This window comes from Mycolicibacterium madagascariense (genome assembly GCF_010729665.1).
GTDB lineage: Bacteria > Actinomycetota > Actinomycetes > Mycobacteriales > Mycobacteriaceae > Mycobacterium > Mycobacterium madagascariense.
This window is the reverse complement of record NZ_AP022610.1, coordinates 5,655,242-5,668,095: the sequence shown is the minus strand read 5'-3', so window position 1 is coordinate 5,668,095 and position 12,854 is coordinate 5,655,242. Positions and strand designations below refer to the sequence as shown.

Sequence of the window (12,854 nt, the reverse complement as noted above, 5' to 3'; positions counted from 1 at the left end):
GCCGTAGGTGGGTTCACCCAACGAGCCGGGACCGCCGCGCGCCACCGAGGGCACCGGTGGCGCCAACGGTTCGAACGGCACCCACGAGGCCGGGCCGAACGGTCCGTCGTCGTCGGGGGACGTGCCACCGTGGCAACGGGGTCCGGCGCGGCCACGGCCGCAGGAGGGTCCGCGAGCGGGCGCCGTGGCCGGCCACTCCCCCGGTCCCTCCCCCGGTCCCGATGCCCGACTGAACCGCTTCATCGCCGGTGGTCCCGCGGCGGGTCCGTCGTCGGGTCCGGCCCGCGAGGCGACGGCCCCGCGTGAGTCGGCGCCCCGTGAGTCGGCACCGGCCCGCGAGTCCGAATCGGGTCAGCCGACCCGCGTCGAGCGGCCGGAGTCCGGACGTCCGGACACCTACGCCAGCGAGCTCCCCGACCTCTCCGGTCCCGCACCGCGATCGGCGCGCAAGCCGGCCGCCGAGCGGCCCGGTGGAGAGCCCGTCACGCGGACGACGACCGCCACCCGGGCGTCGGCGGCGAACCGCTCGCAGGGGCCGGTGCGCGCCAGCATGCAGATCCGTCGGTTGGATCCGTGGAGCGTGCTGAAGGTCTCCCTGGTGCTCAGCGTCTCGCTGTTCTTCGTGTGGATGATCGCCGTCGCGTTCCTTTACCTGGTGCTCGGCGGCATGGGCGTGTGGAGCAAGCTGAACAGCAACGTCGGTGACCTGTTGACCAGCGGTGGCGGCAGCGGCGGTGAATTGGTCTCCAGCGGAACGATCTTTGGGGGCGCGGCCCTCATCGGGTTGGTCAACATCGTGCTGCTCACGGCGATGGCGACCTGTGGGGCGTTCATCTACAACCTGACGACCGATCTGGTGGGCGGCATCGAGGTCACCCTGGCGGACAGGGACTGATCGGCGGCCGTTTTGGGCCATGGCGGGGACTGCGGTAATCTCGTCCCTCGGCCGTACGTGTGTACGGGCCTGTAGCTCAGGTGGTTAGAGCGCTTCGCTGATAACGAAGAGGTCGGAGGTTCGAGTCCTCCCAGGCCCACGGTTCGCCTTGACGAGAAGGGTGCACTGTGAAGGTCTTCGTGGTGCTCGCAATCGTCGCCGCGGTCGCGATGATCCTCAGGTCGCGCAACCGCGTCGAGGTGTGGCACGTGGCCGCCGAGGGGCCTTAGCTCAGTTGGTAGAGCGCTGCCTTTGCAAGGCAGATGTCAGGGGTTCGAATCCCCTAGGCTCCACTCCCCGCCCGTCAAAAACGTTGCCGCGCAATCGATCTCACGGTGCTGGGGTGACGTCGACACTGGGCGGCAGCGACGACGGCTCGGGTTGGGTCGAACGCCTGATGATCGAGAACGACACCGCGCCGACGGAGAGTACGGCCACCGCGGCTCCCGCCAGCACCAGCGGCCTCGGCCGCCGTCGCTTCGCCTTCCCGACGTGGATCGACTGCGGGAGATTAGCCACCACGTCCTGGGCCGCCGACAGTTCGTGGGCGATCGTCGACTGGGCGGCGGCGAGCTCCTGCTTCACCTGAGCCTTCAACCGGTTGAGCCGGTACCGGTTGACCGCCCAGGACGCCGAGGCCCGCGTCGAGTTGACGCCGATGCCGAGCGCTCCCCTGGTGACGTCCACCGGACCCACCGTCGTGTACTTCAGACCGCGGGCGATGCGCGCCGCCGGGGTCAGGCGGGCGACTTTCGTCGTCGTGCTCATGGTCCAGCCTCTCTGCCGGGGGATGTCCGGCGCCCACCCTATTCGGTGCCCGCCGGAGGGGGGCCGGAACCCGGCGCCGAAAGACGAAATGGCACACTGGCATCCCGTGACCAGTCCCATACAGACAGCAACCGCGACCCTGCACACCAACCGCGGTGACATCAAGATCGCGCTCTTCGGAAACCATGCGCCCAAGACCGTCGCGAACTTCGTCGGCCTGGCTCAGGGCACCAAGGACTACAGCACCGAGAATGCCTCCGGCGGCACCGAGGGTCCGTTTTACGACGGCGCGGTGTTCCACCGGGTCATCAGCGGCTTCATGCTGCAGGGCGGCGACCCGACGGGCACCGGCCGCGGCGGCCCCGGCTACCAGTTCGCCGACGAGTTCCACCCCGAGCTGGTCTTCGACAAGCCCTACCTGCTGGCCATGGCCAACGCCGGTCCGGGCACGAACGGCTCGCAGTTCTTCATCACCGTGGGCAAGACGCCGCACCTGAATCGTCGGCACACGATCTTCGGTGAGGTCGTCGACCCCGAGTCGCAGAAGGTCGTCGACGAGATCGGCAACACCCCGACCGACGGCCAGGACCGTCCGACGGAGCCGGTCGTCATCGACTCGATCACCATCTCCTAGCGTTCACCGACGTGCCCCGCGGGCCCGGCTCGCGGGGCACCTCGCTGTCTGGGGTTAGTTGCCCGCGTACCCGGCCTCGGTGAGGGCGTCGAGGACGTGCAGGGGGTCGGTCCCAAGATCCCACCGGGTGAAGACCAGCAGCCGATCATCCGGCGCGGTGTCGATCTCGAGCAGCCGCACCTTGCGGCCGATCCGGCGGAACTCGGTGATGCGCACCTTCGCCAGGTTCTGACGGCCCAACACCTGCGTGCCGAACCACCCGCGAACCACCACGCCGTCGCCGGTGATTGCCAGCTTGGGACGCGCGCGCCACGACATCGTTGCAAACGCCAAGAGACCCACTGCGGCAACGCCGGCAAGGAACCGTCCCGGAACGTCTGTGACCACGGTCACAGCAGCGACGGCCATCACGAAGCCGACGAATCCACACGCGGCGATGCCCGCGGTGGGCGGGCCCCATTCAGTTTGCTGCACAGCTGCCTTGCACCGTTTGTCCGCGGACTATCGGGTTATCCACGAGTGCTATCCCCAATGGGGATGAATCACATCGGTGTGATTGGGTGACGCGGAGGTTGCGAGCAACGAAACGCGGCCGAACGACTTGGGCGCGTTTCCACGGCGCGAAACGGTCATCGCCACCGCATGGTGAGCAACAACCCGGTAATCATGGAGGCAAACGCGATGGCGTAGTTCCACTGGGCCAGCTTGGCCATCCACGTCAGGAAGCTGGGCGCGTCGACGGGGTTGGTCGCAGCGAGTTGGAACACCAGCAGCCAGATCAAGCCGAACAGCATCAATCCGACGAAGAGGACGACGAACCAGACGCTCGACGGACCGGCCTTCACCTTGACCGGCGTCCGGCTGACCGGGCTGATCGTGAAGTCGTTCTTCTTGCGGACCTTGGACTTGGGCATGAACACCTTCGAACAGTTAGCTGCGGGGGGACGATCTGACGTTGTGGGTGCAAGGATGTAACCGCTGCATCCCAGAGCGTAACGCAGCACTCCGAAGACGGGAGAAACGATGGCTGCCGCAGGCCGTTCTCCGTGGCGCTACGGCGTACCCATCGTCTGCCTCTGCGCGGGCTTGCTCCTGGCCACCACCCACACGGTGTCCGGAGGCAACGAGATTCGCCGCAGTGACGCACCCCGCCTGGTCGACCTGGTGCGCGAGGCGCAGGCCTCGGTCGATCGGCTGTCGGCCGAGCGCGAGACGCTCACCAACGACGTCGACAATCATCACGGCGGCACTCCCACCGCCGCGGCGGCCCTGGCGGCGATGACCTCGCGAGCCGACGCACTGGCCGCCGACGCCGGGCTGGTGGCCCTGCACGGGCCCGGCGTCGTCGTCACCCTGACCGACGCCCAGCGCGACGCCGCGGGCCGCTTCCCCGGCGATGCGTCCGCCGATGACCTGGTGGTGCACCAGCAGGACATCGAGGCCGTGCTGAACGCGCTGTGGAGCGCCGGGGCCGAGGGCATCCAGATGCAGGACCAGCGGATCATCACGACGTCGGCGCCGCAGTGCGTCGGCAACACCCTGTTGCTCAACGGTCGCACCTACAGCCCGCCGTACGTGATCACCGCGATCGGCGACACCTCCGCCATGCAGTCCGCGCTCGCCGCCTCGCCCATGGTCACCCTCTACAAGCGCTACGTCCTGCGCTTCGGTCTCGGGTACACCGAGCAGACGCGATCCGACGTCGACGTCGTCGCCCATCCCCCCGCGGTGCGGATGCGCTACGCCAAGCCGGCCGGTCCGCTCGGCTACTGAGCCAGTAACCTGGGCCGATGCGCGTCCTCGTCGTCGACAACTACGACAGCTTCGTCTTCAACCTCGTCCAGTACCTCGGTCAGCTGGGCGTGCACGCCGACGTGTGGCGCAACGACGATCCCCGGTTGGCCACCGACGCCGACATCGCGAAGGTCGCCGAGGACTTCGACGGCATCCTGCTGAGCCCGGGACCCGGCACCCCCGAACGCGCCGGCGCCTCCATCCCCCTCGTGCTGGCAAGCGCCGACGCGGGCACTCCGCTACTGGGCGTCTGCCTCGGCCACCAGGCGATCGGGGTCGCGTTCGGCGGGACGGTGGACCGTGCCCCCGAACTCCTGCACGGCAAGACCAGCAGCGTCAATCACGCGAATGTTGGTGTGCTGATAGGACTTCCGGATCCGTTCACCGCCACGCGGTACCACTCGCTGACGATCCTGCCCGACACCATGCCCGCCGACCTGCACGTCACCGCGCAAACCTCGGGTGGCGTCGTGATGGGCGTGCAGCACGCCGACCTGCCCATCCACGGGGTGCAGTTCCACCCCGAGTCGATCCTGACCGAGGGCGGTCACCGGATGCTCGCGAACTGGCTGGCCGTGTGCGGTCAGCCGCTCGACGAGGGCTTGGTCAGCACGCTGGAGGACGACGTCGCCAACACCGTGCGGACGGCTACTGCGCGAAGCTCAGCGTGATCGGGTCGGTGAACTTCAACGGGGTGCCCGGCGCCGGGTCCTGAGTCACCACGCCCGCCGTCGGGACGCCGCTGTTCTGCGCGTCGGGCAGCTTGATGAAGTTGCTGCCCATGTTCTGCCAGCCCAGCGACTGGAGCAGCGGCGCGACCTCGGTCCAGAACTTCCCGTGCAGATCGGGCATCTTGAACTGGTTGCCTGACGAGACCTGCAGCTGAATCGGGGTGTCCACCGGGACGGTCTGTCCGGCCGGCGGAAGCGTGCCCATCACCTGGCCCTTGGTGTTCGCCAGACCGTCGACGGGGACGGGGATCGCCGTCGTGAACTGGTTGGCCGTCAGAATCTGCGTCGCGACGTCGACGGTTTGCCCCGCGACCTCGGGAATCTGTTGCTGGTTGGGGCCGCTCCCGACGACCATCGTGATCACGTTGGTGATGGCCGAGGTGGAATTCGCCGACGGCATGGTCTGCAGGACCCGGCCCTTGTCGTCGGGACTCGAGGTACCCGGCACCTGCTTGATCTGGTCGAAGCCGGCGTCCTTCAGCTTGCGCTCGGCGTCGGCCGGCAGCAGCTTCGACACGTCGGGCACCTCGCGCTGCTCGGGACCCACCGATACGTTGATCGTGATCTCGTCGTCGCGGGCCGCCGCGGTGTTGGCCGGCGGGTCGGTGCTGATGACCAGGCCGGGCAGCACGGTGGAGTTCGTCTGCTGGTTGATGTTGGTCTTGAACCCGAGGTTCTGCAGCGAGACGACGGCATCGTCGCGCTTCTGCCCGCGCAGGTCGGGAATCTGGACGTCGCGGGGGTTGCCGCCGACGAAGTTGAGCAGCACCGTGACCGCGACGGTCAGGACGGCCAGCACCGCGACGACGGTGAGCCAGCGCCCGATGGCCGGGTTGCGCTCCTTGGGCGGGGTGTAGGTCGCCTGATGCGCTGGCATCCGGTCGGTGGGGTGGTTGCGACCGCCCGTCGGGGCCGCCGAGAGCAGCGACGTGCGCTCGGCGTCGGTGAACACCTTGGGGGCCTCCGGCGCCTCACCGCTGTGGACGCGGATCAGGTCGGTGCGCATGTCGGCCGCGCTCTGGTAGCGGTTGTCCGGGTTCTTGGCCAACGCCTTGAGCACGACGGCGTCGAGCTCGGGAGACAGCGCGGCGTTGCGCTCCGACGGTGGCACGGGATCCTCGCGCACGTGCTGGTAGGCCACGGCGACGGGGGAGTCCCCGACGAACGGCGGCTCGCCCGTGAGCACCTCGTAGAGCACGCACCCCAGCGAGTACACGTCCGACCGGGCGTCGACCGTCTCGCCGCGAGCCTGCTCGGGTGACAGGTACTGCGCGGTGCCGATGACCGCGGCGGTGGCCGTCACGCTGACGCCGCCGTCGTGCAGCGCCCGCGCGATGCCGAAGTCCATCACCTTCACCGCGCCCGACTTGCTCATCATGATGTTCGCGGGCTTGACGTCGCGATGGATGATGCCGTGCTGGTGGCTGAAGTTCAGCGCCTGGCACGCGTCGGCGATGATCTCGATCGCGCGGCGCGGCTCGATGGGACCGTCGTTGTGCACGATGTCGCGCAGCGTCACGCCGTCGACGTACTCCATGACGATGTAGGGCAGCGGCCCGGTGGCCGTCTCGGCCTCGCCGGTGTCGTACACCGCGACGATCGCGGGGTGGTTCAGCGCGGCCGCGTTCTGCGCCTCGCGGCGGAACCGGAGGTAGAAGCTCGGGTCGCGGGCCAGGTCCGCGCGCAGCACCTTGACCGCGACGTCGCGGTGCAGGCGTACGTCACGGGCCAGGTGGACCTCCGACATGCCGCCGAAGCCGAGGATCTCGCCCAGTTCGTAGCGGTCGGACAGGTGTTGGGGGGTCGTCATGTGGATGTCTGTTCTACGCCGATCGACGGAACCGTGGGGGCCCATACGACGCCTGGGGCCATGGCGCCGGGCGTCGCCGAGGACGGCGCGGGGGAGGGACCCACCACGGTGGTGCTGGTCTCGGTGGTCGGCGCGGGCTTGTCCTTGCGGTCCTGGACGTTGAGCACCATCAGGATGGCGATGATGATCGCGAGTGCGCCGAGCACGCCCGCCGCCCACAGCAGCGCGCGCTGACCCGGGGAGAAGGTGCGCTTCGGCGGCGGGGTGCGGTGGCTGCCGGTGGGTGGACGCGTGCGCACGTTGGCGGTCGGCGGCCGACCGTAGTCGGCGACGGGGCGTGGATGCACCGTCGACGGTATGGCCGCCGGGGTGGCCCGGCCGATCGACGGAGCGTGGTTGGGTCGCGGCGGCCGACGACCCGCGCGCACGGCGGCGACGGCGTCGGCGAACGCGCCGCCCGAGCGGTAGCGCTGGCCCGGCTCCTTGAGCAGGCTGATCTCGATCAGCTCCCGCACGTTGGGCGGAATGTCGGACGGCAGCGGCGCGGGCTGCTCCTTGATGTGCTTCATCGCCACCGTCAGGGCGCCGTCGCCGGTGAAGGGACGTCGGCCCGCGACCGATTCATAGCCCACCACGCCGAGGGAGTACACGTCGCTGGCAGCGGTCGCGTCGCGCCCGAGCGCCTGCTCGGGAGCGATGTACTGGGCGGTGCCCATGACCATGCCGGTCTGGGTGACCGGAGCGGCGTCGACCGCCTTGGCGATGCCGAAGTCGGTCAGCTTCACCTGGCCCGTCGGGGTGATCAGGATGTTGCCCGGCTTCACGTCGCGGTGCACCAGACCCGCGGTGTGCGCGACCTGCAGCGCGCGCCCGGTCTGCTCGAGCATGTCGAGGGCGTGGCGCAGCGAGAGCCGCCCGGTGCGCTTGAGCACGGAGTTCAGCGGCTCCCCGGTGACCATCTCCATCACCAGGTAGGCGGTGCGGCCCGCGTCGTCGAGGTCCGTCTCGCCGTAGTCGTAGACGCTGGCGATCCCTGGGTGGTTCAGCATCGCGACGATGCGCGCCTCGGCGCGGAACCGCTCGACGAACTCGGCGTCGGTCGAGAACTCCGCCTTGAGCACCTTGATCGCGACCTGCCGACCCAGCCGGGTGTCCAGACCCTCCCAGACCTGGCCCATGCCGCCCGTCGCGATGAGTCGCTGAAGACGGTAGCGGTCGGACAGCGTCACTCCGACGCGCGCGCTCATGATCCCTCCCGCAGAGCCGCGGCAATGGTCGCCCGCCCGATCGGCGCGGCCAGGGCGCCACCGGTGGCGGACAATCGGTCACCGCCATTCTCCACTAGGACCGCAACCGCCACCTTGGGTGCCTTGGCCGGCGCGAATGCGATGTACCAGGCGTGGGGTGGCGTGTTGCGGGGGTCGGATCCGTGTTCGGCGGTGCCCGTCTTCGAGGCGATCTGGACGCCCGCGATGGCACCCGTCTGCTGGGTCACCTGTTCGGCGTCAATCATCAAGTCCGTAAGTGTAGAGGCGACCTGCGAGGACACCGCCCGGCGAAGCTCGTGTGGGCTGGTCGAGCTGATGTTCGCCAGGTCGGGCCCCTTGAGGTCGTCCACCAGGTACGGCTGCATCGTCACGCCCCCGTTGGCCACGGTCGCGGCGACCATCGCGTTCTGCAGCGGGGTCAGCGCGACGTCCTTCTGCCCGATGCTGGACATGCCGAGCGCCGCGGCGTCGTCGATGGGTCCGACGGTCGACGCCGCCACCTGAAGCGGGATGGGCGGGGGAGCGGCGTCCAGACCGAACGCCTCGGCCGTGCTGCGCAGGGCTCCAGTGCCGGTCTTGATCCCGAGGTCGACGAACGCGGTGTTGCAGGACTTGGCGAACGCGGTCCGCAGGGTCGTCGTCGGATCGTTCCCGCAGGGCGTCCCGCCGTAGTTCTCGAGCGTTGCGGTGCTGTCCGGCAGCGGAATTCGCGGAGCCGCGGTCACCTGGGTGTCCGGGGTGGCGCCGTTGGCGAGCGCCGCGGCGGTGGTGATCACCTTGAACGTCGAACCGGGCGGATAGGTCTCGGAGATCGCGCGGTTGACGAGCGGACCGGTCGGGTCGTCGCGCAGCTGCTGCCACGCGGCGGACTGCACGCTGCCCTCGTGCGAGGCGAGCAGGTTCGGGTCGTACGACGGCGCCGACACCATGCCGAGGATCTTCCCGGTCGACGGCTCGAGCGCCACGACCGCGCCCATGCACGGACCGTCGTTGCAGCCCTTCTGCATCGCGTCCCACGCGGCCTGCTGCACTTGCGGGTTGATGGTGGTGGCGACGTTGCCGCCGCGGGGGTCGCGGCCGGTGAAGAAGTCGGCCAGCCGGCGACCGAAGAGCCGTTCGTCGGACCCGTTGAGGATGCTGTCCTCGGCGCGCTCCAGCCCCGTGCTGGAGTACAGCAGCGAGTAGAAGCCCGTCACCGGCGCGTACGCCTGCGGGTTCGGATAGACGCGCAGGAAGCGGAAGTGCCCGTCGGTGGACGTCGAGTAGGCGAGCAGCTGCCCACCCGCCGAGATCTGGCCGCGCTGACGCGAGTACTCGTCGAGGAGCACGCGCTGGTTGCGCGGATCCGAGCGCAGCGCGTCGGCCCGAAACACTTGCGTCAGAGTGGCATTCGCGAGGAGCAGCACGATCAGCGCCATGACGGCGACGGAGATGCGGCGCAGTGAGGTGTTCATACGCGTCCGATCACCTCGGTGCGCGCCGCCGCGATGGGGGTGGCGTTCGGGGCCTTGCCGTCCAGCGGGCGGCGGGCCGAGTGCGAGATGCGGATGAGGATGCCCAGCAGCACGTAGTTGGCGATCAGCGACGAGCCGCCGTACGACATCCACGGCGTGGTCAGCCCGGTGAGGGGGATCAGCTTGGTGACACCACCGACGACGATGAACAACTGGATGGCCAGCGTCGAGGCCAACCCCGCCGCCAGCAGCTTGCCGAAGCTGTCGCGCACCGCGATCGCGGTCCGTAGCCCGCGGATGATCAGGATCGTGTACAGCATCAGCACGCCGGCGAGTCCGACGAGGCCGAGTTCCTCGCCGACGGCCGCGATGATGAAGTCCGTCGATGCCGCGGGCACCGTCCCCGGCTGGCCGTTGCCGAGACCGGTGCCGAAGATGCCGCCGGTGGCGAAGCTGAACAGCGACTGCACCATCTGATAGCCGGTGCCGTCGGGATCGGCGAAGGGGTCCAGCCAGTTCTCCACCCGCACGCGGACGTGGGCGAAGACGTGGTAGGCGAGCACGCTGCCGATCGCGAACAGGGTGAGGCCCAACAACACCCAGCTCAGTCGGTCGGTCGCCACGTACACCAGGACGAGGAAGGACGCGTACAGCAGCAGCGACGTGCCGAGGTCCTTCTCGAACACCATGACGCCGACGGAGGCGATCCACGCGGCCAGCAGTGGCGCGAGATCGCGCGGACGCGGCAGGTTCATTCCCAGGAAGTGCTTGCCGGCACTGGTGAACAGGCTGCGCTTGGCGACGAGCACCGCGGCGAAGAAGATCAGCAGCAGGATCTTCGACAGCTCGGCGGGCTGAATCGAGAAGCCGTGCACGCGAATCCAGATCTTCGCGCCGTTCTCCTCGGAGATCGAACTGGGCAGCAGCGCGGGGATCGCGAGGAACACCAGGCCGACGAGGCCGCAGACGTAGCCGTAGCGAGCGAGCATGCGATGGTCGGAGAGGTAGGCCACGACGAGGCAGAACGCGATCACGCCGACGAGCGTCCACAGCATCTGCTGATTGGCGCTCGGACCGCGGGCACCGCCGGTGCCGAGTGCGCCCTCCGCGAGGTCGAGACGGTGAATCATGACCAGCCCCAAGCCATTCAAGACGGCCACGACGGGCAGCAGGAGCGGATCGGCATACGGGGCGAAGCGCCGGACCGCGAGGTGCGCGGCCCCGAACAGGGCCAGGAACCCGAGCGTGTACTGCAGCAGATCCCAGCTGACGCCGCGTTCCTGATTGGCCTCGACGATGAGCAACGCCACGGTGGTGATCACCGCGGCGAACCCGAGCAGGAAGAGTTCCGCGTTGCGCCGGTTGGGCAGCGGCGGCACCACGGTCACCGGCGCCTGCGGTTGGGAGCTCATGACGCGATCCGGCAGTCGGTGCCCGGCTTCTGCGGCGGCGGGGGAAGGGCCGTCACGGTCGGGGACGGCGGTGGCGGAGGGGGTGGCGCGGTCACGGTCGTCGGCACCTCGGGCAGGTCCGACGCCGTCGAGGGGGCTGCCGACGAGGTCGTCGTCGGAGCGCCCGACGTGGTGGTGGTCGTGGCGGCGGGCGCCGGCGTGGGCGTGGGGGTGGGCGTCGTCCGCGGGGCGGGTGGCAGGCAGACGGGCAGCACCGAGGACTGGCCGAGCTCCCTCAGTTGGCGGATCGCCTCGTCGAGAGTGCCGCCGGGCAGTCCGGCGGCGACCTGCGCCCGCTCGGACTCGCGGAGGTCGGCGACCTGAAGCGGCTTGCAATTGCCGCGGCTGTCGTCGACCCCGATGTTGGTGATCGCGTTGCGGGAATCGAGGCAGGCGATCTGAAACGGTTGTTGCAGAGGCATTCCCAGGAAGCTGCCCTGCACGCCGCGCATGATCTGCACCGAACCGTCGCGCTCGGCGACGTAATAGTTGTTCTGAATGACCATGCGCCCGACGGCAAGTCCGGCGAGCACCAGCACGAGCAGCAGCAGGGCGACGAAGACGATGCGCCGCCGGGACCGCGGCTTCTTCGACGGCGGCTCGGGTTCGGCCGCGGGCCGATTGGCGGCCGCCGCCAAGCGCTTCGGGTTGAAGGCCGAGGCGCGGCCCGCCGCCGTGTTCGGCGGCGCGCTCTGGTCGTCCTGGCCGGACACCGCGCCCGCGAGGATGGGCTGCGTCTGCCCGTATTCGTAGTCGACGACGTCCGCCACGACCACGGTCACGTTGTCGGGTCCGCCGCCGCGCAACGCCATTTCGATGAGCCTGTCGGCACTTTCGGTGACGTCGGGGATCTGCAGGGCGTCGAGGATGGTGTCGTGGCTGACCGGGTCGGACAGTCCATCCGAGCACAGCAGGTAGCGATCGCCGGCGTGGGCCTCGCGCACCGTCAGGGTGGGTTCGACCTCGTGGCCCGTCAAGGCGCGCATGATGAGCGACCGCTGGGGGTGGCTGTGCGCCTCTTCGGCGGTGATGCGGCCCTCGTCGACGAGGGTCTGCACGAAGGTGTCGTCCTTGGTGATCTGGGTGAGCTCACCGTCGCGCAGGAGGTAGCCGCGCGAATCGCCGACGTGCACCAGGCCAAGCCTGTTGCCCGCGAACAGGATTGCCGTGAGCGTGGTGCCCATGCCCTCCAGTTCGGGATCGGCCTCGACGTGTGCGGCGATCGCCGAGTTGCCCTCGTGCACCGCAGAGTTCAGCTGGCTGAGCAGGTCGCCGCCCGGCTCGTCGTCGTCCAGGTGTGCCAGCGCGGCGATGACCAACTGGGAGGCGACCTCACCTGCCGCGTGTCCGCCCATGCCGTCGGCGAGCGCGAGCAGCCGCGCACCGGCGTAGACCGAGTCCTCGTTGTTGGCGCGGACCAGGCCGCGGTCGCTGCGCGCGGCGTAGCGGAGGACGAGACTCATGGGCGCAACTCGATCACCGTCTTGCCGATTCGCACCGGCGTTCCCATCGGAACCCTTACCGCCGTCGTCACCTTCGCCCTGTCAAGGTATGTACCGTTGGTCGATCCTAGGTCCTCGACGTACCATTCCGAGCCCCGCGGCGACAGCCGTGCGTGCCGTGTCGATGCGTAGTCGTCGGTCAGAACCAGCGTCGAGTCGTCGGCGCGGCCGATCAGCACCGGCTGGGCGCCCAGCTGAATCCGGGTGCCGGCGAGCGCGCCCTCGGTGACCACGAGGTGGCGGGGTGTGTTGCGGCGTTCGCCGCGGCTGGGCAGTAACGTGCCGCGCAGCGCAAGACCACGGCGCACCATGACGGCGCCGGTGGGGGCGTAGATGTCGGTGCGCAGGATGCGCAGGACCGACCAGATGAACAGCCAGAGCAGGAGCAGGAAGCCGACGCGTGTCAGCTGCAGCACTAACCCCTGCATCTGACGTCCTCTCCGTCACCGACCCGATGTCGCCGCGTCGGCGTCATCACGCCGCGTCGCACCGCGCACCGGCCGTGTCG

General features: G+C 69.2%; 13 protein-coding genes and 2 tRNA genes. 6 read left to right on the top strand and 9 right to left on the bottom strand.

Annotated elements, in window-relative coordinates:
• The first annotated feature begins 7 nt into the window (after nt 1–7).
• The 3 genes from G6N60_RS26920 (at nt 8) to G6N60_RS26910 (ending at nt 1,227) form a co-directional block, all read left to right on the top strand.
• Nucleotides 8–895, top strand: a complete 888-nt coding sequence (locus G6N60_RS26920) for a DUF3566 domain-containing protein (RefSeq protein ID WP_163743164.1) — start codon at nt 8–10, stop codon at nt 893–895.
• Between the two features lie 65 nt (nt 896–960).
• Nucleotides 961–1,034: transfer RNA gene (locus tag G6N60_RS26915), tRNA-Ile, on the top strand.
• A gap of 120 nt (nt 1,035–1,154) precedes the next feature.
• Nucleotides 1,155–1,227: transfer RNA gene (locus tag G6N60_RS26910), tRNA-Ala, on the top strand.
• Between the two features lie 37 nt (nt 1,228–1,264).
• On the opposite strand, the gene cwsA is transcribed toward G6N60_RS26910, so the two are convergent.
• Nucleotides 1,265–1,702 carry a cell wall synthesis protein CwsA gene (gene cwsA, locus G6N60_RS26905; protein ID WP_163743162.1) on the bottom strand — a complete coding sequence of 146 codons (438 nt, stop codon included), beginning with the start codon at nt 1,700–1,702 and terminating at the stop codon, nt 1,265–1,267.
• A 106-nt stretch (nt 1,703–1,808) separates the two neighbouring features.
• Here cwsA and G6N60_RS26900 point away from each other — a divergent pair, with 106 nt between their 5' ends.
• A complete protein-coding gene (locus tag G6N60_RS26900) occupies nt 1,809–2,336 on the top strand; it encodes a peptidylprolyl isomerase (RefSeq protein ID WP_163743160.1) in 528 nt (175 codons plus the stop codon).
• 54 nt (nt 2,337–2,390) lie between these two features.
• Here G6N60_RS26900 and G6N60_RS26895 read toward each other — a convergent pair whose 3' ends face one another.
• Nucleotides 2,391–2,810 carry a PH domain-containing protein gene (locus tag G6N60_RS26895; protein ID WP_163743157.1) on the bottom strand — a complete coding sequence of 140 codons (420 nt, stop codon included), beginning with the start codon at nt 2,808–2,810 and terminating at the stop codon, nt 2,391–2,393.
• Between the two features lie 155 nt (nt 2,811–2,965).
• Nucleotides 2,966–3,250, bottom strand: a complete 285-nt coding sequence (crgA, locus tag G6N60_RS26890) for a cell division protein CrgA (protein WP_163743156.1) — start codon at nt 3,248–3,250, stop codon at nt 2,966–2,968.
• A gap of 109 nt (nt 3,251–3,359) precedes the next feature.
• Between crgA and G6N60_RS26885 the strand changes: the two genes are divergently transcribed.
• Together G6N60_RS26885 and G6N60_RS26880 are read left to right on the top strand one after the other, a co-directional pair.
• A complete protein-coding gene (locus G6N60_RS26885; protein ID WP_163743153.1) occupies nt 3,360–4,109 on the top strand; it encodes a DUF881 domain-containing protein in 750 nt (249 codons plus the stop codon).
• Nucleotides 4,110–4,126: 17 nt separating this feature from the next.
• Nucleotides 4,127–4,801, top strand: coding sequence for an aminodeoxychorismate/anthranilate synthase component II (locus G6N60_RS26880; RefSeq protein WP_163743151.1), 675 nt, complete (start codon nt 4,127–4,129; stop codon nt 4,799–4,801).
• On the opposite strand, the gene pknB is transcribed toward G6N60_RS26880, so the two are convergent.
• Genes pknB through G6N60_RS26850 form a run of 6 tightly spaced genes read right to left on the bottom strand, consistent with a single transcriptional unit; the run spans nt 4,779 to nt 12,774 of the window.
• A complete protein-coding gene (gene pknB, locus G6N60_RS26875) occupies nt 4,779–6,671 on the bottom strand; it encodes a Stk1 family PASTA domain-containing Ser/Thr kinase (RefSeq protein ID WP_163743149.1) in 1,893 nt (630 codons plus the stop codon). The genes G6N60_RS26880 and pknB overlap by 23 nt on opposite strands.
• Nucleotides 6,668–7,918, bottom strand: a complete 1,251-nt coding sequence (locus tag G6N60_RS26870) for a protein kinase domain-containing protein (protein ID WP_163743147.1) — start codon at nt 7,916–7,918, stop codon at nt 6,668–6,670. The genes pknB and G6N60_RS26870 overlap by 4 nt, the downstream gene beginning before the upstream one ends.
• Nucleotides 7,915–9,393, bottom strand: a complete 1,479-nt coding sequence (pbpA, locus tag G6N60_RS26865; protein ID WP_163743145.1) for a D,D-transpeptidase PbpA — start codon at nt 9,391–9,393, stop codon at nt 7,915–7,917. The genes G6N60_RS26870 and pbpA overlap by 4 nt, the downstream gene beginning before the upstream one ends.
• Nucleotides 9,390–10,805, bottom strand: a complete 1,416-nt coding sequence (locus tag G6N60_RS26860) for a peptidoglycan glycosyltransferase RodA (RefSeq protein ID WP_163743143.1) — start codon at nt 10,803–10,805, stop codon at nt 9,390–9,392. Before G6N60_RS26860 ends, pbpA begins: the two co-directional genes overlap by 4 nt.
• Nucleotides 10,802–12,307, bottom strand: coding sequence for a PP2C family protein-serine/threonine phosphatase (locus G6N60_RS26855; protein WP_163743141.1), 1,506 nt, complete (start codon nt 12,305–12,307; stop codon nt 10,802–10,804). The genes G6N60_RS26860 and G6N60_RS26855 overlap by 4 nt, the downstream gene beginning before the upstream one ends.
• Nucleotides 12,304–12,774: an FHA domain-containing protein FhaB/FipA gene (locus G6N60_RS26850; protein WP_163743139.1), complete on the bottom strand. Its 471-nt coding sequence runs from the start codon at nt 12,772–12,774 to the stop codon at nt 12,304–12,306. Before G6N60_RS26850 ends, G6N60_RS26855 begins: the two co-directional genes overlap by 4 nt.
• Nucleotides 12,775–12,854 lie beyond the last annotated feature (80 nt).

Bases quoted from the DNA above. Each gene is read 5' to 3' on its own strand.
- pbpA (WP_163743145.1), bottom strand. From the start codon at position 9,393: ATGAACACCTCACTGCGCCGCATCTCCGTCGCCGTCATGGCGCTGATC.
- G6N60_RS26870 (WP_163743147.1), bottom strand. From the start codon at position 7,918: ATGAGCGCGCGCGTCGGAGTGACGCTGTCCGACCGCTACCGTCTTCAG.
- pknB (WP_163743149.1), bottom strand. From the start codon at position 6,671: ATGACGACCCCCCAACACCTGTCCGACCGCTACGAACTGGGCGAGATC.
- G6N60_RS26860 (WP_163743143.1), bottom strand. From the start codon at position 10,805: ATGAGCTCCCAACCGCAGGCGCCGGTGACCGTGGTGCCGCCGCTGCCC.
- crgA (WP_163743156.1), bottom strand. From the start codon at position 3,250: ATGCCCAAGTCCAAGGTCCGCAAGAAGAACGACTTCACGATCAGCCCG.
- G6N60_RS26880 (WP_163743151.1), top strand. From the start codon at position 4,127: ATGCGCGTCCTCGTCGTCGACAACTACGACAGCTTCGTCTTCAACCTC.
- G6N60_RS26850 (WP_163743139.1), bottom strand. From the start codon at position 12,774: ATGCAGGGGTTAGTGCTGCAGCTGACACGCGTCGGCTTCCTGCTCCTG.
- G6N60_RS26885 (WP_163743153.1), top strand. From the start codon at position 3,360: ATGGCTGCCGCAGGCCGTTCTCCGTGGCGCTACGGCGTACCCATCGTC.
- G6N60_RS26855 (WP_163743141.1), bottom strand. From the start codon at position 12,307: ATGAGTCTCGTCCTCCGCTACGCCGCGCGCAGCGACCGCGGCCTGGTC.
- cwsA (WP_163743162.1), bottom strand. From the start codon at position 1,702: ATGAGCACGACGACGAAAGTCGCCCGCCTGACCCCGGCGGCGCGCATC.